Origin of the sequence: Plantibacter sp. H53 (assembly GCF_001650455.1) — a bacterium.
Classification (GTDB): Bacteria; Actinomycetota; Actinomycetes; order Actinomycetales; family Microbacteriaceae; genus Plantibacter; species Plantibacter flavus_A.
Genome location: NZ_LWCT01000003.1, coordinates 84,479 through 106,304, shown reverse-complemented (window position 1 = coordinate 106,304; position 21,826 = coordinate 84,479). Strand labels below are relative to the sequence as shown.

General features: G+C 69.9%; 16 protein-coding genes and 1 pseudogene. 7 read left to right on the top strand and 10 right to left on the bottom strand.

From position 1 onward, the window contains the following. Positions 1-48: 48 nt before the first annotated feature. A complete protein-coding gene (locus A4X17_RS03245) occupies positions 49-234 on the bottom strand; it encodes a hypothetical protein (RefSeq protein WP_064294237.1) in 186 nt (61 codons plus the stop codon). Continuing rightward, positions 231-638: a hypothetical protein gene (locus A4X17_RS19105; protein WP_157583299.1), complete on the bottom strand. Its 408-nt coding sequence runs from the start codon at positions 636-638 to the stop codon at positions 231-233. The genes A4X17_RS03245 and A4X17_RS19105 overlap by 4 nt, the downstream gene beginning before the upstream one ends. A gap of 152 nt (positions 639-790) precedes the next feature. Here A4X17_RS19105 and A4X17_RS03240 point away from each other — a divergent pair, with 152 nt between their 5' ends. After that, positions 791-1,882 (top strand): Rv2578c family radical SAM protein, encoded by a 1,092-nt coding sequence (locus tag A4X17_RS03240; RefSeq protein WP_082915890.1) that lies wholly within the window; start codon positions 791-793, stop codon positions 1,880-1,882. Positions 1,883-1,951: 69 nt separating this feature from the next. On the opposite strand, the gene A4X17_RS03235 is transcribed toward A4X17_RS03240, so the two are convergent. Further along, positions 1,952-2,374: a GNAT family acetyltransferase gene (locus tag A4X17_RS03235; protein WP_064294236.1), complete on the bottom strand. Its 423-nt coding sequence runs from the start codon at positions 2,372-2,374 to the stop codon at positions 1,952-1,954. A gap of 67 nt (positions 2,375-2,441) precedes the next feature. Between A4X17_RS03235 and A4X17_RS03230 the strand changes: the two genes are divergently transcribed. Then, positions 2,442-3,959 carry a carboxylesterase/lipase family protein gene (locus A4X17_RS03230; protein WP_079001493.1) on the top strand — a complete coding sequence of 506 codons (1,518 nt, stop codon included), beginning with the start codon at positions 2,442-2,444 and terminating at the stop codon, positions 3,957-3,959. A gap of 56 nt (positions 3,960-4,015) precedes the next feature. Here A4X17_RS03230 and A4X17_RS03225 read toward each other — a convergent pair whose 3' ends face one another. Further along, positions 4,016-6,391 (bottom strand): DEAD/DEAH box helicase, encoded by a 2,376-nt coding sequence (locus tag A4X17_RS03225; protein WP_064294235.1) that lies wholly within the window; start codon positions 6,389-6,391, stop codon positions 4,016-4,018. 244 nt (positions 6,392-6,635) lie between these two features. Here A4X17_RS03225 and A4X17_RS03220 point away from each other — a divergent pair, with 244 nt between their 5' ends. Then, entirely contained in the window at positions 6,636-8,498 is a 1,863-nt protein-coding gene (locus tag A4X17_RS03220; protein ID WP_255376685.1) for a glycoside hydrolase family 15 protein, read from the top strand. 54 nt (positions 8,499-8,552) lie between these two features. Here A4X17_RS03220 and A4X17_RS03215 read toward each other — a convergent pair whose 3' ends face one another. Next, the gene (locus tag A4X17_RS03215; protein ID WP_064294233.1) at positions 8,553-9,038 is read right to left on the bottom strand and encodes an NUDIX domain-containing protein; all 486 of its coding nucleotides are present in this window, start codon (positions 9,036-9,038) and stop codon (positions 8,553-8,555) included. 65 nt (positions 9,039-9,103) lie between these two features. On the opposite strand from A4X17_RS03215, the gene A4X17_RS03210 reads away from it, so the two are divergent. Beyond that, positions 9,104-9,718: a hypothetical protein gene (locus A4X17_RS03210; RefSeq protein WP_064294232.1), complete on the top strand. Its 615-nt coding sequence runs from the start codon at positions 9,104-9,106 to the stop codon at positions 9,716-9,718. Positions 9,719-9,744: 26 nt separating this feature from the next. Here A4X17_RS03210 and A4X17_RS03205 read toward each other — a convergent pair whose 3' ends face one another. Further along, on the bottom strand, positions 9,745-10,662 hold the full coding sequence (locus tag A4X17_RS03205; protein WP_064294231.1) for an AraC family transcriptional regulator: 918 nt from the start codon (positions 10,660-10,662) through the stop codon (positions 9,745-9,747). Positions 10,663-10,812: 150 nt separating this feature from the next. Here A4X17_RS03205 and A4X17_RS03200 point away from each other — a divergent pair, with 150 nt between their 5' ends. Next, entirely contained in the window at positions 10,813-11,295 is a 483-nt protein-coding gene (locus A4X17_RS03200) for a hypothetical protein (RefSeq protein ID WP_064294230.1), read from the top strand. A 55-nt stretch (positions 11,296-11,350) separates the two neighbouring features. On the opposite strand, the gene A4X17_RS03195 is transcribed toward A4X17_RS03200, so the two are convergent. Next, complete coding sequence (locus A4X17_RS03195; RefSeq protein WP_064294229.1) at positions 11,351-12,103, bottom strand: IclR family transcriptional regulator; 753 nt, start codon at positions 12,101-12,103, stop codon at positions 11,351-11,353. A 117-nt stretch (positions 12,104-12,220) separates the two neighbouring features. Between A4X17_RS03195 and hutH the strand changes: the two genes are divergently transcribed. Beyond that, positions 12,221-13,837 carry a histidine ammonia-lyase gene (gene hutH / locus A4X17_RS03190; protein WP_082915888.1) on the top strand — a complete coding sequence of 539 codons (1,617 nt, stop codon included), beginning with the start codon at positions 12,221-12,223 and terminating at the stop codon, positions 13,835-13,837. 902 nt (positions 13,838-14,739) lie between these two features. Here hutH and A4X17_RS03185 read toward each other — a convergent pair. Further along, positions 14,740-17,904 (bottom strand): annotated as a pseudogene (locus A4X17_RS03185) (efflux RND transporter permease subunit); the annotation flags it as partial. Between the two features lie 144 nt (positions 17,905-18,048). Further along, entirely contained in the window at positions 18,049-19,491 is a 1,443-nt protein-coding gene (locus tag A4X17_RS03180; RefSeq protein ID WP_064294227.1) for a PLP-dependent aminotransferase family protein, read from the bottom strand. A 63-nt stretch (positions 19,492-19,554) separates the two neighbouring features. Here A4X17_RS03180 and A4X17_RS03175 point away from each other — a divergent pair, with 63 nt between their 5' ends. Further along, complete coding sequence (locus A4X17_RS03175; protein ID WP_064294226.1) at positions 19,555-20,220, top strand: YitT family protein; 666 nt, start codon at positions 19,555-19,557, stop codon at positions 20,218-20,220. A gap of 86 nt (positions 20,221-20,306) precedes the next feature. Here the strand turns inward: A4X17_RS03175 and A4X17_RS03170 are convergent, their stop codons facing one another. After that, positions 20,307-21,629, bottom strand: coding sequence for a cation:dicarboxylate symporter family transporter (locus tag A4X17_RS03170; RefSeq protein WP_064294225.1), 1,323 nt, complete (start codon positions 21,627-21,629; stop codon positions 20,307-20,309). Positions 21,630-21,826: the final 197 nt, after the last annotated feature.

The following is a 21,826-nucleotide window of genomic DNA, read 5'->3' as shown; positions in this document are numbered from 1 at the left end:
GTCGCGCGACGGTGTGTGGCCCCAACGCTGGGACCACACACCGAGAACCTACTTGGCTGAGTCTCCCGGCTTGGAAGGCAGACTGGCCGCGATGATCATGACGGCCATACTGAACGCGATCGCTAATTGACCGGATTGCAGGCCGAGGGGGTCGAGCAGGCCACCCACCACGACGTACGCAGCAAACAGCGCAGACACGAATGCGAGGAAGAAGCGCAGCTGACCGTTGGTCAAGAGGCCAATCCAAAGAAGGTCGCTTCGAACGACGCCATGAAGACCGGCCCCATAATCACGCCGAGGGCGGCAACCGCCGTGGCCCTCGTCTGCCACTTCACTTCCTGGTACTGCGTGAGGGATACGCCGGCGTAGTACACCCGTGCACCGGCGGTTCGACCTGCTTGATCGGCGGCCATTCCGGTCGCTAGGACGGCGCCCACGATCGCCAGTACGAGGGGCGCACCATCGGTTTCGATCGTGTCCGTGGAGAGATCGCTCGGCTCGGCTGCAGCGGCGGTCGAAACCGGACCTCCAGACGAAGACTCGCGTTCAGAGGCCGACGCTGGCCCCGTTTGCGCGAGAACGACGGACGCTGCTGTCAGCCCGACCAAGATGATCTTGACAGCAGCTCGAGAGCGCACGGGTCGAGGGTCGGCCTCGGACTGGATAGATAGATGAACAGCCATTGTTCACACCTTTCTCTATGTGTCTGGAATACTAAAACTTCAAACTCTGACGGTCAATGACAGATGCCAAATGGCCGCCTCAATCGAATGTATGTTCTAATGGAGGCATGCGGTGGAGCGGACAGGAACTCGGGGTTGAGGCGACGTCGGCGCTGCCGGGCCTCGCGAAGCTGAACAACCTCGTGCGCAGCGTCCAGACGCCGGAGTTCGCCGGGATCACCTTCCACGAGGTGCTCGCGAAGTCCGCGCTCAACCGCGTGCCCGGTCAGTCCGTGATGCCCTTCGGGTGGACCATCAACCCCTATCGGGGCTGCTCCCATGCCTGCGTGTACTGCTTCGCCCGACCGACGCATTCGTATCTGGACCTCGACGCCGGGAAGGATTTCGACTCGCAGCTCATCGTCAAGGTGAACGTCGCCGAGGTCCTCGAGAAGGAGCTCGCGAAGGCGAGCTGGGGCAGGCACCCGGTGGCGCTCGGCACGAACACCGACCCGTATCAGCGCGCCGAGGGCAAGTACCGGCTCATGCCGGGGATCATCAACGCCCTCGCCGACTCGGGGACCCCGTTCTCGGTCCTGACGAAGGGCACCCTGCTCCGGCGAGACCTGCCCCTTCTGGCCGAGGTCGCTCAGCGCGTACCCGTCGACCTCGCCATGTCGATCGCCATCTACGACGACGAGCTCCAGCAATCGATCGAACCCGGAACCCCGACCGCGGCGGCCAGACTCGCGACCGTCCGCGCTGCTGCCGACCTCGGCTTCGACGTCGGGGTCTTCATGATGCCGATCCTCCCCTACCTGACCGACACCGTCGACCACCTCGACCTCGCCCTGTCGCGCATCCGCGAGGCCGGCGCGAGCACCGTCCTCTTCTCGACCCTGTACCTGAAAGCCGGCGTCAAACCCTGGTTCATGCAGTGGCTGTCGCGGGAGCACCCCGAGCTCGTCGACCGCTACACCTCGATGTACGCCGACGGCACCTACGCCCCGAAGGAGTACCGGAAGTGGCTCGCCGCGCGCATCCGCCCGATGATCCGCGAGCACGGGCTCGAGCGCGGCACCGAAGACCCCGCTACCGGAGGTGTCCGCTCGTCGGCGCTCGGCATGTTGCGCGACGGGTACGGCGAGCGGGCCGAGCTGCGCAAGCGCGCCCCGGAGTTCGTCACGACCGGCCTGCAGGTCCAGCCGACCCTCTTCTGACCCCGCTCGTTCGCCCATTCTCGGGCGAACGAGGACTCCCTCGCCCAAGAATGGGCGAACGAACCGGCGTCAGGCGTCGGGGATGAGGCGCTTGCTGAGGAGCGCGACCTCGTCGGTGCCGTACCCGAGCGCCTCGTAGAAGCCGATCACCCGGTCGTTGCCCGTCCTGACCATGAGGTTGACCTTCGGGCACCCGAGTTCGGTGAGCAGGCGTTCGGCCTCGGTCATGAGCTGCCGTCCGAGCCCGCCGCCCTGCTGGGCCGGCGACACCGCCAGGTAGTGCACCCAACCGCGGTGGCCGTCGTACCCCACCATCGCGGTGCCGACGAGGGCGCCGTCGGCATCCGCCGCGACGAGGAACAGCTCGGGCTGCGTCGTCGACTTGCGCTCGATGTCCTTCGCCGGGTCGTTCCACGGTCGGGTGAGCCCGACGGTGTGCCAGAGGGCGATGACGGCCTCGGTGTCGGACGGCGTGAAGGGACGGATCTGCATCAGCCCAGTCTTCCGCACACGCGGCGTCGATACAGTTGGTCACCCGAGCATCGACGAACGGACCCGTATGAGCATCGACCCTGGCCTGGAACCGACCGGCGAACCGATCCCGGCGCCTGACGGATCGACACCGGTCACCATCGCCACCGGCAGCGGCCCGATCACCGGGCTCACCGAAGCCGGTGTCTCCCGATTCCTCGGTATCCCATACGCGGCAGCTCCGTTCGGTGACGACCGCTTCCGACTCCCCCAGCCGGTCGTCCCCTGGGAGGACCCCCGCGATGCGACCCGTCCCGGTGCGACCGCCCCGCAGCCGCCCTACGCCGGCGCGGTCGGCGAGCTGCTCGCCACCGTGACGGTGCCGGGCAATGAGATCCTGAACCTCAACATCTGGACCCCGGCCGAGCGGTCCGACACCCCGCTCCCGGTCATGGTGTGGATCCACGGCGGCTCGCTCGTACACGGCTCCAACGCACTCGACTCGTACGACGGCACCGCGTTCGCGCGCGACGGCGTCGTCCTCGTCTCCGTCAACTACCGCCTCGGGTCCGAGGGGTTCTCGGTACTCGACGACGTCCCGCTGAACCTCGGTCTCGCCGACCAACTCGCCGCGTTGACGTGGGTGCAGGACGAGATCGCCCGCTTCGGCGGTGACCCCGACAACGTCACCGTCTTCGGAGAGTCCGCGGGCGGAGCCTCGGTAGCGGCACTCCTCGCGCACCCGGACGCCTCGTCCGTGATGCGACGGGCGATCATCCAGAGCGGCCCGCTGCGCTCGGAACCCCGAGAGCGCTCCGGCCGGATCTCGAAGCTCATGGGCAAGGACCTCGGCGTCCCGACCACCCGAGCCGGCTTCCGCCGCGTGCCGCCGGAGGGACTCGTCGGGGCCCAGGAACGGGTCATGGGTGGCGGCAACCCACTGACCGGCGGTCCGGGGTTCTCGATCACGACGTCGTCACCACTCGCGCCGCTGAGTCCGCTGGACGCCCTGGTGTCCGGCGGCTCCGCCGACATCCCCGTGCTCATCGGGACGACGACCGAGGAACACCGCCTGTTCCTCGTCCCGACCGGTATCGCCCGGCGGATCACCCGTCTCCAGCTGTTCGCGGCGCGACTGCGCTTCGGGGTCAGTGCTTCGGCCGTGCGGACCTTCCGCCGCAACCGTCCGAAAGCGAAGTCCGGGGAGATCCTCGGGGCGATCGCGACCGACATCCTGCTCCGCGTCCCGCTCAATCAACTCGCGGACGCACGCGCCGACAACGGCTCGGACACCTGGGTGTACGAGTTCGCCTGGCGGAGCCCGGTCGGCGGGGACGGCGAAGGTGAGCTCGGTGCGGCCCACGCGATGGAGATCGGCTTCGTCTTCGACCACCTCGACTCCCCGGAGGCCGTCCGGATGGCTGGCCGCTCGGCCCCGCAGTCGCTCGCGACCGCGATGCACGACGCCTGGGTCGCGTTCGCGAAGGCAGGCGACCCGGGCTGGCAGCGCTGGGACGCCACCCGCCCGGTCCGGACCTTCGACGGGGTCGACGACGCCGTCGTCCTCGCCCCGCGCGACGACGAGCGGGCGGCCCTCACCCCCTGACACGCGAGAACGCCCGCCGAGCGTGAGCTCGGCGGGCGTTCCTGCTGCGGTGCGGACTACGCGGTGGCGATGTCCTCGACGAGCTGGTCGCCGGGGGCGGCGTCGTCGAACGCGGCCTCGATCTCAGCGCGGTCGAGCAGTTCGGTCATCCTGCGGCGACGGGCCTTGGGGATGATCGTGACGACGCGACCGATCTTGCCGGCACGACCGGTGCGGCCGGCACGGTGCAGGTACGTCTTGTACTCGTCCGGGGCGTCGGCCTGCACGACGAGCGTGATGTCGTCGACGTGGATGCCGCGGGCGGCGACGTCGGTGGCGACGAGCACGTTGACGCGACCCGAGGTGAGCTTCTCCAGGTTGCGCGTGCGGCGCGCCTGGTTGAGGTCGCCGTGGAGCGAGACGGCGGGGATGCCCGCCATGCCGAGCTGCTCCGCGAGACGCTCGGCGTACGCCCGGGTGCGGGCGAACACGAGGGTCTTCTCGGTGCGGTTGACGAGCTCCTCGATGAGGCGGTCCTTGCCCTTGTGCTCGACCACCAGCACGCGGTGGTCGATCGTGGAGGACGCCTGGTCCTCACCGGCGACCTCGTGCACCGACGGGTTCGGGAGGAACTCGTTGACGAGGGCTGCGACACCCTTGTCGAGGGTGGCGGAGAAGAGGAGCTTCTGGCCGTCGGGCGCGGTGCGACGCAGGATGCGCTGCACGGGCTCGAGGAAGCCGAGGTCGCACATGTGGTCGGCCTCGTCGAGGACGGTCACGGTGACCTGCGAGAGGTCGAGGCGACCCTGCTCGATGAGGTCCTCGATGCGACCGGGCGTACCGACGATGATGTCGACGCCGCGCTGCAGTGCGCCGACCTGGCGACCCTGCGGGACACCGCCGTAGATCTGCGTGGTGAAGAGGCCGACGGCGCGCGCGATGGGCTGCACGGTGCGGTCGATCTGCAGGGCGAGCTCACGCGTCGGGGCGAGGATGAGGGCGCGGGGCTTGCGACCCGGCTTGCGGTTCTTGCCGCCGCCGTTCTCCATGAGCTTCTCGACGAGCGGGGCACCGAAGGCAATGGTCTTGCCGGAGCCGGTGCGGCCACGTCCGAGCACGTCGCGGCCCGCGATGACATCCGGGATGGTCGCCGCCTGGATCGGGAACGGGCTGTCGGCGCCGAGCTCGGCGAGCGCACGGACGATGTTGCCGCCGAGGCCGAGGCTCTCGAAGGTCACACCCTCGACGTCGCCGGCCTGGATCGCGTCGGCCTCGAGGCGCTCGAGCACCACGTCGTCCTGGGGCGTGTAGGAGCCGGCGTCGCGCTTCGGGTAGTAGTCGCTGCCACGGCCGGCGTCGGACGCGCCGCGGTCGTCGAACGAGCGCTTCGGGCGGTCGTCGAAGGACCGCTTGGGGCGGTCGTCGTACGAACGCGCCGGACGCTCCTCGAAGGACCGCTTGGGGCGGTCGTCGTACGAACGCGCGGGGCGGTCGGTGCGGTTCGCCTGACGCGGGTCACCCTGTCGAGCCGGGCGGTCACCGTAGGACGGACGCTCGGTGCGGTCGCCGTAGGAGGGACGCTCCGTGCGCTCACCCCGGTTGTAGGCCGGGCGCTCGGTGCGGTCGCCACCACGGTTGTACGCGGGACGGTCGTTCCGGTCGCCGTACGAGGGACGCTCGGACCGCTCACCACGGTTGTACGCAGGACGCTCGTTCCGGTCACCACCACGGTTGTACGCAGGACGGTCGTTCCGGTCGCCGTACGAGGGACGCTCGGACCGCTCACCACGGTTGTACGCCGGACGCTCGTTCCGGTCACCGTACGAGGGACGCTCGGACCGCTCACCACGGTTGTACGCCGGACGCTCGTTCCGGTCGCCGTAGGACGGACGCTCAGTCCGCTCGCCACGGTTGTACGCGGGGCGCTCATTGCGGTCGCCACCGCGGTTGTACGACGGGCGCTCATTGCGGTCGCCGTACGACGGACGCTCAGTCCGCTCACCACGGTTGTACGCCGGACGCTCATTGCGGTCGCCGTACGACGGACGCTCAGTCCGCTCACCACGGTTGTACGCAGGACGCTCGTTCCGGTCGCCACCACGGTTGTACGCAGGACGCTCATTGCGGTCGCCGCCACGGTTGTACGCAGGACGCTCGTTGCGGTCGCCACCACGGTTGTACGCGGGGCGCTCGTTGCGGTCACCGCGGGGTGCGCGGTCACCGCGCTCCTCCGACTCGAAGCGGGCGGCGCGCTCGGCGCGCTCGTCGGCGTTCCAGCGGGACTTCTGCGGCGCCCCACCGGTGTCGGGACGGTAGCCGCGGTGGCCTTCGCTCTTGCTGCCGGACTTCGCGCCGGGGCGCGAGCCGAAGGGTCGCTTGTTCTCGCCGTACTTGGACTTGGGGTCGAAGTTCTTGGCCGGGCGTTTGCCGGCGGGGGTGTTGTTCTTGGGCATGGAGAAATGCTTTCCGGGTTATAACTCGTTCGCATGAACAACCTGCATGACTCACACAGCGCCATCCGAAACCTCGGCTGCGCTGCGGCATGCTCATACCCGGGCGATCACTGGCCGGGGCCGTCCACATCATGTGTGTGTTCGCGGAGTTCTCTCCGACGAAACCGGCCCACCAGACTGACATAACCCTCCGCGGTACAAACGCGGTGTCTCGAGCCGACTCACCTACGTTACCCGATCCCTCCTGAGAAGTCACGGAGCATCACTCCCAGGGAGGGGCACGGCGGCGTGGCAGCATGGGTGCATGCCCAGCCCCATCGAGGATTACGCCCTCATCGGCGATTGCCACACCGCCGCGCTCGTGTCGTCGGAGGGCAGCATCGACTGGCTGTGCCTCCCCCGGTTCGACTCGCCCTCGATGTTCGGTGCACTGCTCGGCACCGAAGACCACGGGTGCTGGACGGTCCGGCCCGCCGACGCGCGGGCGACGGCGAGCCGCGCCTACCTCGACGACACCTTCGTCCTCGAGACCGTCTGGACGACCCCCGACGGCCAGGTGCGCGTGACCGACCTCATGCCCCACGGCGACCGCCGGGCCGATGTCGTCCGGCGCATCGAGGGCGTCAGCGGCACCGTCGCGGTCGACGTCGAGGTGCGCCTCCGCTTCGGGTACGCCGACGCGATCCCGTGGGTGCGGCAGCTCCCGGACGGCTCCGGGATCGTCGCGGTCGCCGGCCCCGACGCCGTCGTGGTCCGCGGTGTGCACCTGACGGCGTCCGATCACGCCCACTCGGCGACCGTCGAGGTGTCCGCGGGCGACACCGTCGACCTCACCCTCACCTGGTACCCGTCGCACCGCGAGGTGCCGGACCCGGTCGACGTCGGATCGCGCATCGACCACACGATCGCCTGGTGGCGCGACTGGGCGTCCCGCTGCGATCCCGCCGCCGAGTACGAGGAGGCGGTCGTGCGTTCGCTGCTCGTCCTCCGCGCCCTCACGCACGAGGACACCGGGGGCATCGTCGCCGCCGCGACCACGAGCCTGCCGGAGTCGTTCGGGGGCGTCCGCAACTGGGACTACCGCTACGTCTGGCTGCGCGACGCGTCCCTGACCCTCGAGGCCCTCATGCAGCACGGCTTCACCGAGGAGGCGCACGACTGGCGCAGGTGGCTCCTCCGGGCGATCGCCGGTGATCCGAACGACCTGCAGATCATGTACGGCCTCGCGGGCGAACGCCACCTCGTGGAGGAGGAGCTCGACAGCCTCCCCGGCTACTTCGGTGCCGCCCCGGTGCGCGTCGGCAACGGCGCCTACACGCAGTACCAGGGCGACGTCTTCGGGTCCGTGATGATCGCCCTCGACGAGGCACGCGCGGTCGGTCTCGCGGACGACGACTTCTCGTGGAGCCTCCAGCGCGCCCTGCTCGGCGTCCTCGAGGAGCACTGGAACCGCCCCGACCGCGGCATCTGGGAGGTACGGGGCGACGAGCAGCACTTCACCCACTCGCGCGCGATGATCTGGGCGGCGCTCGACCGCGGCGTCCGCGCGGTCCGCGAGCACGGCCTGGACGGGCCCGTCGAACGTTGGGAGGCCCTGCGCGAGACCCTTCGCGAGACGATCGAGCGCGAGAACGTCGACCACGCACGCGGGTGCTACGTCCAGCACGCCGGGACGACCGAGGTCGACGCGTCCCTGCTCGTCCTCGCGCAGATCGGCTACGTGGCGCCCGACGACCCGCGCATGCTCGCGACGGTGGCCGCGATCGAGGAGGACCTCCTCCAGGACGGTCTCCTCCTGCGCTACCGCACCACGAGCGGGGTCGACGGTCTGCCGGGCGACGAGCACCCGTTCCTCGCGTGCTCGTTCTGGCTCGTGCAGCAGTACGCGGCCTCGGGCCGACTCGACGACGCCCGCGAGCTGATGGACCGGCTGCTGTCCTTCCGCAACGACCTCGGACTGCTCTCCGAGGAGTACGACGTGCAGCAGGCGCGGCAGGTCGGCAACACCCCGCAGGCGCTCTCGCACCTCACCCTCGTCCGAGCCGCCGACGCCATCGCCGCAGCCACCGCCACCCCCGCCAGCCCGCGAACTGTCACCAACGGCTAGTCCGGGGCCACAGAACCGACCTCAAGTGACAGTTCGCGGGCAGGTGGAGGGACGTCAGCGGGTGAAGCGGGCCTCGCGCTCGTCGGAGGCGGCGAGCGCGATCCGGGTGCGGAAGTTCTGCGAGACCTGCTCGGGTAGGGCGCCGAGCGGGAACCACCGCGCCTCGGAGTTCTCGCCGTCCGCCGGATACGGCTCGCCCGACTCGTAGCGGCATCGGAACACGAGATCGATGTACTGCGTGATGTCGCCGTTGTCGTAGACGTTCTGCGGGAGCACCTGCACCTGGGCGAGACGCTCGGCGACCGCGACCACGGCAGCCTCCTCGAGGACCTCGCGCTCCGCCGCCACCGCGGGCTCCTCGCCCGGGTCGATGATGCCCGTGACCGGTGTCCACGCCCCGTTGTCCTGGCGCCGGACGAGCAGGACCTCGGCCTCGGGTGTCCCGAGACCGCGCAGGACGACCGCGGTCACCCCCGTCAACCAGAGGGGCGCGTGCCCGATCCGCTCGCGGAGGGCCAGTACGAAGTCAGGAGTCGCCATGCCTCGACTCTACGGGGGCTGCGGTGGGACACGAGATCGAAACACGAGTGCGGTCTACTGGGCGTATGGAACACGATCCCATCACCGTCTCGATCGAGCGACGCGTCAACCCGGCGTCGATCTCCGAGGCCACCATCTGGGTCCAGGCGGGCATCAACCTCGCGAACCGGTACCCCGGCTTCCTCGGCTCCGGCTGGGTGCGCGCGGGTGCCGAGAGCGACGTCTGGTACATGCTCTACCGCTTCGCGGACGAACAGACGCTCACCGACTGGGAGGAGTCAAAGGAACGCGCCTGGTGGCTCTCGAGCGGCCGCGAGTTCATGGAGCAGTCCCGCGTCGAACGGCGCAGCGGGATCGAGGGGTGGTTCGACGCGCCCGACGGGATCCTCCGCGTCGAGGAGGCCGAGCTCTCCGGCGACCCGGACCCGATCCCGCCCGCACCGCCGCGCTGGAAGCAGGCGGTGAGCATCTGGTTGGGCTTCTTCCCGCTCAACCTCGTCTTCACCCTCCTCGTCACGGCGCTCGTGCCCGGTTGGGAACCGCTCGGCGTGTTCCTCCACGTGCTCATCTCGACGCTCATCCTGACGCCGATCATGACCTACTGGCTCCTACCGCTCGTCACGAGGCTGCTGCGTCCATGGTTGACGGCCCCGCGTCGAAGCAGGCGTACCGCAGGCTGATCCGGCGGCCTGACGACGCTGCGACGTCAGGCGTCCTCCGCCCTCGTCTGCTCCCGGAACTGGCTCGGGCTGAGTCCGGTGTGCGCGACGACCGCTCGTCGGAGGTGCGCCTGCGAGTGGTAGCCGCAGCGGGCCGCGACCTCGGCGATCGACAGGCCTCGGTGATCGGGGTCCGAGAGGAGGGCGAGCGCGAGCTGCACCCGCCGCTCGGCGATCTCGCCCGCGGCGCTCGTTCCCGAGCCCTCGAACACCCGCTGCAGGGACCTCGTGGACATGTTGAAGCGACGCGCCAACGTCTCCGGTCGCAGCTCCCGCTCGGCGAAGGACATGGCGATGTGCTCGATGATCCGGAGCCGGAGTGGAACCCGTCCCGCCTCGCCCTCGGCGCGGAAGAGGTCGTTCTCCGCGTACAGGGTCGCGAGCATCGTGTCGATCACCCGGCAGAGTCTGAGCTGCGCGGCGCCGCCGATCGGCTCGAACGCGGAGATGACCTCCACGAGGAACGCGGCGCTCCCCCGCAGCAGCGCCGAGGGCGCCAACGGGCCGAGGGCGCTCGTCGGGGCGATGCCGAGGCGGCGGAGCGCACGCATCGGCACGAACACGTACAGATACGTCGCGTGGTCCTGGATCGTCGTCCGGTAGGTCTCGGCGCCCTCCGTGAGCGTCCCGGTCCCGGGGAGCAGGTCGAGTTGCTGTCGGCCGTGGACCAGGCTGGCCGCACCCTCGATGAGCATCACGATCGTCGCGACCGGCTCATCGAGCCCGTAGGCGTCGGCGAGGACGTCGAACGTCCCGGGCCCGACCGTGTTGCGATGGAGGACATACTCGCCGAGCATGACCGAGTCGACGGTCATCGAGAACCGATCGGGGTCCACGTCCACGAATCGCAGCGCGCCCGACGCCTCCTGCATCCCGGTCGTCCCCTCGAACCGTCGTGTGGTCACGCGGCCGCGCGCAGGGAAGCGACCGGATAGGCCATCATCAGGTGCGGGCATCATCGGACCCTTCGAAGAGTCCATCCACCCTCGCACAGGGTTCCGTCCGAATCGAGGGGTTGCCAGCCGCATCGCACGGTGGTCGGCGATACTGGACTGATGATCTCCGCTGACCTCGCCCGAGCGCTCCGCACCGCCGGCCTGCGCTGGACCCCCGAACCCGGCGACCGCTTCACCATCGACGGCGGCGAGCTCGCCGGCGACGTGTTCACGGTCAGCGAGATGACCGTCGAGGTGCACGAGCACCCGGGTGGCCGCAGTTTCGGCTTCAACGGGACGACCGAGTGGGCGTTGGACTCCGTCGACCAGGAGGAGACGCTCTGGCTGCCGTCGGAGCACCAGCTGCGCGCTCTGCTGCGCGGCTCGTTCCGGTCGCTCGAACGCGCGGTCTCCCCGGCTGCGCCGACCGACGGCGAGCCGACGCTCGACGACGAACTCGACGTCCTCCTGTCGTTGGGCGACGCCGAGGCGTACACCGTCGTGGTCGAGCTCGGCGGCGAACTGCGACGGTTCAGCGCCGCGACAGCGCCCGACGCGTATGCGACCGCACTGCTCGAGCTCATCCTGCGCTCGGTCGCCTGACCACGGTTCCTGAGCCGCCGCACCGCCCGCCCGCTCCGCCCGCTCCGCCGAGCGCTCAGCGACCTCGGATCCGCCGCGACAGCTCGGCGGCCGCCGGCTGGATTTCGCGGGCCAGCCACACCGGATCGAGTCCCGCATCGGCGTCGTAGGTGACCGCGATCGCCGCCGCCGGCCACCCCGTGTGGTCGCGGACGACCACCCCGACACTCGCGAGCCCGAGCGTCACCCCGCCCGCCTCGCGCGCATAGCCGTCCTGGGTCGTCTGGGTCAGGACCTGTCGTAACTCCCGGTACCGCTTCGGCCCATGGCCGGTGCGGTCGACGAACGCCGCCTGGTCGGGGAACAGGGCGCGCAGCTGGCCGGCCGGGAGCGCGGCGAGGATCGCGCAGCCGCTGGCGGTCAGGTGAGCCGGGAGGCGCACACCGACATCGGTGACGAGGTGCGGCCGACGCGGGGCACGCTCGTCCACGATGTAGAGCACATCCCGGCCGTGCAGCACGGCGAGGTGCGCGCTCTCACCCACCCGGTCGACCAGCTCGGCAAGCAACGGGCGCCCGAGCATGCTGAGCGGCTCCTGCCGGGCGTACCCGCCGGAGAGTTCGAAGGCGGCGACCCCGAGCCCGTAGCGACGGGCTTCGGGCAGGTGGACCACGAAGCCGTGCTCCTGCAGCACGCTGAGGAGGTGGTAGACCGTCGATCGCGGGAGGTCGAGTGCCGAGGCGATGGCCGCGGCCGGAAGCGGGCCGCGGGCTCCGGCGAGATGGCTCAGCACGCGCAGAGTGGCGTCGGCTGCCGGGACCTGACTCACCGTTGACCTCGTCTCCGCGGCTCGGGCGCGGCCGCCTGGTCGTCCATGTCTGTCATCCCAGACACGGACGACTCTACGCGCACCGCCGCGGTCGGCGTCCGGGTGTTCGATCGGAACATGGACATCCAGCCCGGCGCGACCCCGACCACCAGCGACCCGACGACCTCCGGTCGCCCGCATCCCGAGCCCGTCGGTCCGACCTCGGTCTCCCTCGGCACCGGACCGCTGTCGATCGACGAGGTCGTCGCCGTCGCCCGGCACGGCGCTCGGATCGACCTCGACGGCGAGGCCCTCGACGACGTCGCCGCATCCCGTCGGATCATCGAAGCGCTCGCCTCCGACCCCGAGCCCCACTACGGGATCTCAACCGGGTTCGGTGCGCTCGCGACCACGTTCATCGAGCCGGCACGCCGCTCGCAGTTGCAGGCGAGTCTCGTCCGCTCGCACGCCGCCGGCAGCGGTGACGTCGTCGAGCGGGAGGTCGTGCGTTCCCTGATGACGCTGCGGCTCTCGACGCTCATGACGGGCCGCACCGGGGTGCGGGTCGAGACGGTCCGCGCCTACGCGGCGATGCTCAACGCCGGCATCACCCCGGTCGTGCGCGAGTACGGGTCGCTCGGCTGCTCCGGCGACCTCGCGCCCCTCGCGCACTGCGCGCTGGCGGTGATGGGTGAAGGCGAGGTGACCGACTCGCACGGACGCCGTCGTCCTGCAGCCGACGCCCTCGCCGACGCCGGCCTCGTCCCGGCACAGCTCGCCGAGAAGGAGGGGCTCGCGCTCATCAACGGCACCGACGGCATGCTGGGGATGCTCGCGCTCGCCGTGGACGACCTGCGGATGCTCCTGCGCACCGCCGATGTCGCCGCGGCGATGAGCGTTGAGGGCCTGCTCGGCACGGACGCCGTGTTCGCCGCGGACCTGCAGGCCCTGCGCCCGCAGGCGGGTCAAGCCGAGAGCGCCGCGAACCTGCGGTTGCTGCTCGACGGCTCCCCGATCGTCGCGAGCCACCGGGGTCCCGAGTGCACCCGGGTGCAGGACGCCTACTCACTGCGCTGTGCCCCGCAGGTGCACGGTGCCGCCAGGGACACGGTCGACCACGCCGCGATGGTCGCCGAGCGTGAGCTCGCGAGTGCCGTCGACAATCCGATGCTCACGCCGGACGGACGCGTCGAGTCGAACGGGAACTTCCACGGTGCCCCGGTCGCCTACGTGCTCGACTTCCTCGCGATCGCTGTCGCCGATGTCGCGTCCATGTCGGAGCGCCGCACCGACCGTTTCCTGGACCGGAGCCGGAGCAACGGCCTCCCGCCGTTCCTCGCACACGAGGTGGGTGTCGACTCCGGCCTCATGATCGCCCAGTACACGGCGGCCGGCATCGTGAGCGAGCTCAAACGCCTGGCGCACCCGGCGTCCGTCGACTCGATCCCGTCCTCCGCGATGCAGGAGGACCACGTCTCGATGGGTTGGGCGGCGGCGCGGAAGCTCCGGAGGGCGATCGACGGTCTCAGCCGGGTGCTGGCGATCGAGGTCATGACGGCAGCCCGGGGCCTCGACCTGCGCGGCCCGCTCGAGCCGGCCGTCGGCACGGGAGCGGTGCTCCGCCGGGTGCGTGAGCAGGTCACGGGTCCCGGTCCCGACCGGTTCCTCTCCCCCGAGATCGAGGCGGTCACCGCACTGGTGCAGTCGGGTGGGGTCGTGCGGGCGGTCACCGGCGCGGTCGGCGATCTCCGCTGAGTCGGGCGTCACACGACGAAGCCCTCGGGCGCCGGTGACGGCGTTCCCGAGGGCTTCGTGTCGATCCGCGCGAGCCGCAGCTCAGCGACCCAGCGGCAGGTGGTCGATCACGGCCACTGCGCGCGGCGGCGCTTCGGCCGTTCGGTGCCCGATGACGCTTCGGTAGCGGGTGCCGTATCGGCATCGGACGCCGACTCAGCGGCTGGCGTCGACTCGGTGTCGGGCGTCGGCATGGACTCGGTAGCTCGCTCAGACTCAGCAGGGAGCTCGGACTCCGCCGCTGGCCCCGGCTCCAGGACCGGCTCAGGCTCAGCGACCGGCTCAGCGACCGGCTCAGCGACCGCATCAGCATCAGCCTGCGCGTCTGGCTCAGGCTCCGCCGCTGGGGCGGCGTGCTCGCCGGAATGCGCGACCTCGTCCGCAGGGGCGTCGGAGACCGCGTCGGGGAGGGTGATCGCCTCGGTGCGCGGCAGCTCGTCACCCGTCGCCACATGCGCCCCGTGCACCTCGTGAGCTTCGTGGGCTTCGTGGGCTTCGTGGGCTTCGTGCGCAGCCGGGCGCGTCATCGGTCGATCCACCGCCGGCTCACTCGGCGCAGCGACCTGCGGCTCGGGTGCCGCATCCGAGTCCATGGGAACCGCATCGGCCGGTCCGGCGTCCGCGGGAACCGAATCGATCGGGGCATCCTCCGCCGGTTCCGCGCCAGCGGGAGCGGCGGCATCTGGAGCCGCGTCCGCCGAAGCCGCGTCCGCCGTGGCCGACGGAACGGACGCGTCAGGCGCGGTGGCCACGGTTGCAGCACTTCCACCACCGGCGCCGACGAGGGCCGGTTCCTCAGCGGGGACCGTCGCGACCCGCGGACCCTCGATCGCGGCGACCGTGCGCGCTGTCGGCTTCGGCTCGGCTGCAACCCGCCGCTGCTCGCGACGCTCGCGGAACCCCTCGACGAGGTTGTAGAGGGACGGCAGGACGACGAGCGTCAGCACGGTGGACGAAACAAGCCCGCCGATCACGATGATCGCGAGCGGCTGCGAGATGAACCCGCCGTGCCCGGTGACACCGAGCGCCATCGGGGTGAGCGCGAAGATCGTCGCGAGTGCCGTCATGAGGATCGGGCGGAGTCTGCGTGCCGCGCCGTGCTCGACCGCCTCGACCACCGTCATGCCGCGTCGCCGGTATTGGTTCACGAGGTCGACCAGGACGATCGCGTTCGTCACGACGATACCGATCAGCATCAACGCGCCGATGATGGACGGGACACCGAGCGGCACGCCGGTGATCACCTGGAGGCCGATCGCACCGGTGGCGGCGAACGGCACCGACACCAGGAGTTCGAGCGGCTGCCGCAGCGAACGGAACGTCGCGACCATGATGACGTACACGATGAGGATCGCGGCGAGGAGCGCGAGGCCCAACTGGCCGAAGGCGTCGCTCTGCGATGCCGTGACACCCCCGAGGGTCGCCGTGGTGCCGGCGGGCAGCTTGACGTCGTCGATCGCCGTCTGCACCTCGGCACTGGCGGTGCCGAGGTTGTCACTGCCCGGAGTCGCGCTGATCGTGGCCGAGCGAAGGCCCTTGACGGTCGAGATCGACGCGGGTCCGTCGACCTGCGAGACCGTCGCGAGGGCGTCGAGGCGTTTCGGGCCGGTGGCGGTCGGGACTTCCGTCGCCGCGAGGGCGTCGATGGTGGTCGGCGGGTCCTGGGCGTCGACGTAGATGGTGAGCGTGGTGTCGTCGATGACGATCGAGCCCACCGTCGTCGGCTGCATGAGCTGCGAGACGTACGCGCCGAGCGCGACCTCGCTGAACCCTGCAGCGGCAGCGGCGTCGCGGTCGACGGCCACCTGGACGTAGGGTCGCGATTCGCTGAGGTTGCTCGTGACCTGGTCGATGCCGTCGAGGCCGGTGACGGCCTGCTGGATCGCCTCGGCGGCCTCCGCGAGATCGCTCTGCCGTGCGGAGGTGATGTCGATCTCGATGTCGCTCGACCCACCGAAGCCCGCGGACGCGGCGACCTCGATCTCGCCGACGTCGTCGAGCCCGGAAAGGTCCCTGCGGACCGTCTTCTGGAGTGCCGTCTGGTCGGCGTCTTCGCTGGTCGTGATCGAGTAGGTGATGGCTCCACCGCCGCCGCCCGAGAACGCGTCGCGCAGGGAGCTCCCGCTCGACCCGATCGAGAGCTGGACGGTGTCGATGCCGTCGATGTCGCGCAGCTTCGTCTCGACCTGCTTCGCCGCCGCGTCCTGGGCGTCGAGGCTCGTGCCGACCGGGAGGGTCTGTGTGACCGTCAGCGTGTTCTGGCCCGAGTCGCCGAGGAAGTTCGTCTTCATCGAGGGGATCAGCGCGATCGTTCCGCCGAGCACGAGCAGCGACAGGAGCAGGGTGACGGCCGAGTGCTTCAGCGTCCAGTGGATGATCGGGAGGTACGCCCGCTGGAGCCTCGACGGCTTTGCGAGGTCGTCCTCGTCCTGCACGCTGACTCGGCGTTCCCGTCGGCTCCGCACCGGCTCGGCGTTCGCGTCGGCCGAGGCCTCCTCGGCTGCGGCAGCGGCCGCGAGCCGCTGTGCCTTCGGAGAACGCAGGAACCAGTAGGCGAGCACCGGCACGATGGTGAGCGCGACGAGGAGCGACGCGAGCAGCGCGATCGTGACGGTGAGGGCGAAGGGTCGGAACAGCTCGCCGGTGACGTCGCCGACGAAGGCAATGGGCAGGAACACGGCCACGGTCGTGACGGTCGACGCGGTGATGGCTCCGGCGACCTCCTGGACGGCGCTCAGGATCGATCCGGCGCGCTGCGCGCCCGTGCGGTTGTCGCCGAACGAGAGGTGCCGCTTGATGTTCTCGATGACGACGATGGAGTCGTCGACCACGCGCCCGATGGCGATCGTCAACGCACCCAGCGTGAGGATGTTGAGCGAGTACTCGGCCACCTGGAGACCGATGAAGGTGATGAGCACCGAGGTCGGGATGGAGATGGCGGTCACGATCGTCGCGCGGACGTCGAGCAGGAAGATGAGGATGATGAGGACCGCGAAGACCAGACCGAGGAGCCCCTCCGTCGTCAGCGACTCGATCGACTGCTCGATGTAGGGCGCCTGATCGAAGACGACGGTGAGTTTGGCGTCGGACCCGATGGTGCGCTCGAGCTCGGGGAGGATGTCGCGCACGCCCTGCGAGACCTCGACGGTGTTCGCCGCGGGCAGTTTCGTGACGGCGATGGTGAGCGCCGGCTCGCCGTCGACGCGGGAGATCGAGGTGATCGGGTCGTCGCTCAGGGCGACCGTCGCGACGTCGCCGATGGTCAGGACGGAGCCGTCGGCGGCGAAGGCGCCCGTGATCGGCAGGGCGGCGATGTCGTCGACCGAGGTGAGCTTCGTGCCCGTCTGGACGGAGAACGTCTTGTCGCCTTCGGTGATGTCGCCCGCGGGCTGCAGGGAGCCGTTCTGCTGCAGCGTCGTCCCGATGACCCGGCTGGTCTGCCCCGCGAGGGCCAGTTTGGCGTCGTCGGGGGTGATCGTGACCCGCTTGCCCACCTCGCCGACGATCGCCGCGTCGCGGACGCCGTCGACGTCCTTGATGTCGGGGACCACGGAGCTCGAGAGCACCTCGGCCAGGGAGTCCTGGTCGGCCGCACCGGACACGGCGATCTGGATGACCGGGAGGTCGTCGATGCTGCCGCTGACCACCTGCGGGTCGACGGTGTCGGGCAGGGTCGACTTGATGCGGTTGATCGCCTGGGTGATCTTCTGTTCGGCGGTGGCGAGGTCCGTGCCGTAGGTGAAGGTCGCGCTGATGAGGCTCGAGTTCGTGCTCGACGTCGCCGAGGTGGACTCGATACCGGGCACGCCCTGGATCGCGGTCTCGATCGGGGTCGAGACGTCGTCGTTGACGACCTCGGGTGCCGCACCCGGGTAGCTCGTGATGATCGCGAGCTGCGGGAACTGGACCGACGGGATGAGCTCCTGCTTGAGGCCGCCCACCGCCAGGACGCCGAACACGGCTGCCACGATGGTGACGAGCGCGATCAACGCGCGGTTCTTCATGCTGAGGACGGAGAGCAGGTGCACGGAGCCGCTTTCGGTTGTTGCGAGAGGTGCGGACGCTGTAATTATGTCACCGCGCACCCGTCCGACGGCGGTCTCGCGCGGAGGCTGGACACGGCACGCACAAGCACTGCGTGTGGAGCGGTGTCACACTCGTCGGCGACGAGGTCAGACGACGTCTTCGAGGTAGTCCAGGGCCGGCACGTGCCCGAACATCGCGGAGTGCCACGTCTGCGTCAGCAGCTCGACCGCCTGCTCCGTCTGGGCCCACGGATAGCTGATCGGGATGCGCAGGTAGCGCTCGAACGCACCGTCGATGCCGAACCGCGGCCCCGCGACGATCACGAGCCCGTGACTCCGCGCCGCGAGCGAGAGCTGCGATGACGCGGCCTCGCCGAGGTTCACCCAGGTGGCGATCCCACCGTCGACCCGCGGCACGGTCCACTCGGGGAGGCGGTCGGCCAGGAGGTCGACGAGCCGGTCGCGGGTCTCGCCGAGCGCGACCCCGCGCCGGGCGACGATGCCGTCCATCGCCGGCATCAACTGCTGGACGGTCAGCTGGTCGAGGATCGGGGTGCCGAGGTCGCCCAGCGAGCGTGCCGAGACGAGCTTCCTGATCGTGCCGCGCTCGGCCCGGATCCACCCGATGCGGAGCCCGCCCCAGATCGTCTTGCCCACCGAACCGATCGTGATGATCGACACCGGCGCACCCTCGAGAGCAGCGAACGGCGTGCCGTCGAGCCCCTGGTCCGTCGGCCGGTCGATGTCGAGTTCCGCCGTGGTCTCGTCGATCACGAGCACCGTCCCGTGCCGCTCGGCGGCTGCGGCGACCCGTCGGCGGGTCTCGAGCGGCATCGACGCCCCGGTCGGGTTGTGGAAGTCCGGCATGAGGTACGCCATCGCGGGGCTCGTGCGCTCGAACCACTGCTCGAGTTCGCGGACGTCCCAGCCGGTCTCCGAGGAGACGGTCGCCGCGCCGAGCCTGGCTCCGGCCGCCCGGAGCGCCTCGTAGGCGTGGGGATAGCTCGGCATCTCGACGAGGACGCGGTCGCCTCGGCTGAGCAGGGTGCGGGCGATGAGGGCGATCGCGTGCTGGGCCCCGACGGTCACCATGATCTCGTCGGGGTCGGTGGGCAGGCCGCGCGCGGTGTAGCGGTCGGCGATGGCCTGCCGGAGCTCGGGCATGCCGACGAGGTCGTAGTCGAAGTCGTGCATGTACCGCGGCAGCTCTGCGGCGGCGGTGGCCACGGCGTCGATGATCTCAGGGCACGGCGGGACGGCCGCCTTGCTGAAGTCGAGGAACCCGCCCTGTGGCACGGGAGCCAGCGCAGTGGGTGCCGACGGCAGGAGGGTGACGCTGCCAGAACCGCGGATGCTGCGGAGGTAGCCCGCCTCGCGCAGTTCGCGGTACGCCGCGGTGACCGTGGTGCGGCTCAGCGCGAGCCGATCGGCCAGTTCCCGCTCGGCCGGCAGACGGGTACCGACCGGGATGCGTCCGTCGAGGACGAGGAGTCGGATTCGGTCGGCGAGACCGCGGTATGCGGGCGCAGCGGTCTTCCACTGCCCGAGCAGGGCGGCGAGCGATCGGGCACTCAGGGTGATGGAAGCCATTGAACCACGATACCCAGATTGGCCTCTAGCGCCAAAGCCAATCGTGCAATTGGATTGTCCACCATGACCCGTCGTGTGCTCCAACTCCTCATCGGCCTCTTCCTGTACGGCATCGCCATCGCGATGATCGTGCGCGGTGCCGTCGGGGTCGCCCCCTGGGACGTCCTCACTCAGGGACTCAACCTGCGGACCGGCCTGAGCTTCGGACTCATCACGATCATCGTCGGCGGGCTCGTGCTCCTCGCCTGGATCCCGCTCAAGCAGCGGCCGGGTGTCGGCACCGTCCTGAACGTCCTCCTCGTGGGGCCATCGGCCGACATCGGGCTGGCGTTCATCCCCGCAGACCTCGACCTGTGGGCGCGCATCCTGTTGTTCGCCGGCGGACTGCTCCTCCTCGGCGTCGCCTCGGGCCTCTACATCGGCGGCAACTTCGGCCCCGGCCCGCGAGACGGCCTCATGACCGGCATCCACCGCGTCACCGGCTGGCCGATCTGGGTCGGGCGCACGGGCGTGGAGCTCGTCGTCCTCGGCATCGGGTGGCTGCTCGGCGGGAACGTCGGCATCGGAACGGTGGTCTTCGCCGTGCTCATCGGCCCCATCTGCGGCTACACGATCCCGTTGTTCCGGATCGCTCCGCGTACGGAACACTCGACCACCGCCGTGGACGAGGCGGTGCTCGAGGGCGACACCCCGCCGTCGAAGCCGATCGTCGACTCACCGGCCAACTGAGCACCCTTCGACAGGCTCAGGGTCCGGGAGCGACAGGCTGAGGGACCGGGTTGTCCGGTCCCTCAGCCTGTCGACGTGCCGATGCCTCAGCGCTTCGCCACCGCCACCGCGCCCGTGTGGTCGTCGACGCTCATCGTCGCCTCGTCGAACCGCGAGCGACCGGAGAGGACCTCACCGACCTGCACCCGGTCGATCTCCTTCACCCACGTGCCGATGATGATCGTGGCGACCGCGTTGCCGGTGAAGTTCGTGAGCGCACGCGCCTCCGACATGAAGCGGTCGATGCCGACGATGAGGCCGACCCCGTCGACGAGGTCGGGCCGGTTGGCCTGCAGCCCGCCGGCGAGGGTCGCGAGACCGGCGCCGGTGACGCCCGCGGCGCCCTTCGACGCGATGATCATGAACACGAGGAGCGAGATCTGCTCCCCGAGGTTCATCGGGACGCCCATGACGTCGGCGATGAAGATCGACGCCATGGTGAGGTAGATCGCGGTGCCGTCGAGGTTGAAGGAGTAGCCCGTCGGGACGGTGATGCCGACGACCGGCTTGGAGACACCGAGGTGCTCCATCTTCGCGATGAGTCGCGGCAGCGCCGCCTCGGAGGAGGAGGTGCCGACGATGAGGAGGTACTCACGGCCGAGGTACTTCATGAGCTTGAAGATGTTGAAGCCCGTGGCGAGGCGCAAGACCCCGCCGAGCACGACGACGATGAACAACGCGCAGGTGATGTAGAACGCGATCATGAGGGTGGCCAGCCCGACGAGCGCGCTCGCACCGGCGGACCCGGTCACGGCGGCGATCGCGCCGAAGGCGCCGATGGGCGCGATCCACATGATCATCGCGAGCACCCGGAACACGAGCGCCTGGATGAGCTTGACACCGCGCAGGATCGGTTCACCCGTCGTCCCCATCTTCTGCAGCCCGAAGCCGACGAGCAGGGCGACGAAGAGGACCTGCAGGATGTTGCCGCCGGTCAGCGAGGACACGAGCGTCGTGGGGATGATGCCGAGGATGAACTCGGTCGTGCTCTTGGCCTCCCCCTCGACCTGGTAGCTCGTCTCGGCGAGGTTCAAGCCGGCGCCCGGCTGGATGAGGTTGCCGACGACGAGGCCGATCGCGAGGGCGAAGGTCGACATCACGATGAAGTACAGCAGCGCGAGCCCGCCGACCTTGCCGACGGTCGCGGCCTTCGCGATCGACCCGACGCCGATCACGATGGTGCAGAAGATGACCGGGGCGATCATCATCTTGATCAGCGCCACGAAGGCGTCGCCGATGGGTTTGAGTCCCTTCGCGAACTCCGGGGCGGCGAGGCCGACGACGATGCCGGCGAGCACCGCGACGATCACCGCGAGGTAGAGGTAGTGGGTCTTGTCCAGCCGTTTCAGGGAGGAGAGCGTCATTGCCATTCCAGATCCGTTTCGTCGGCCGCGTCAGTGCGGCAGCGGGTGGTCGATCGACCCATGCTGCGACCGCCCCGCCGGATCGAGCGGGTTGTGGTCGTAGTGACCGCTTGTGGTCGTACTGGTCGCGGTCGGCGACGCCTGAGGCCGTCGTCACCCCCGATACTTGAGGGGTCGACGCGACGGAGCAGACGGAGGTGACG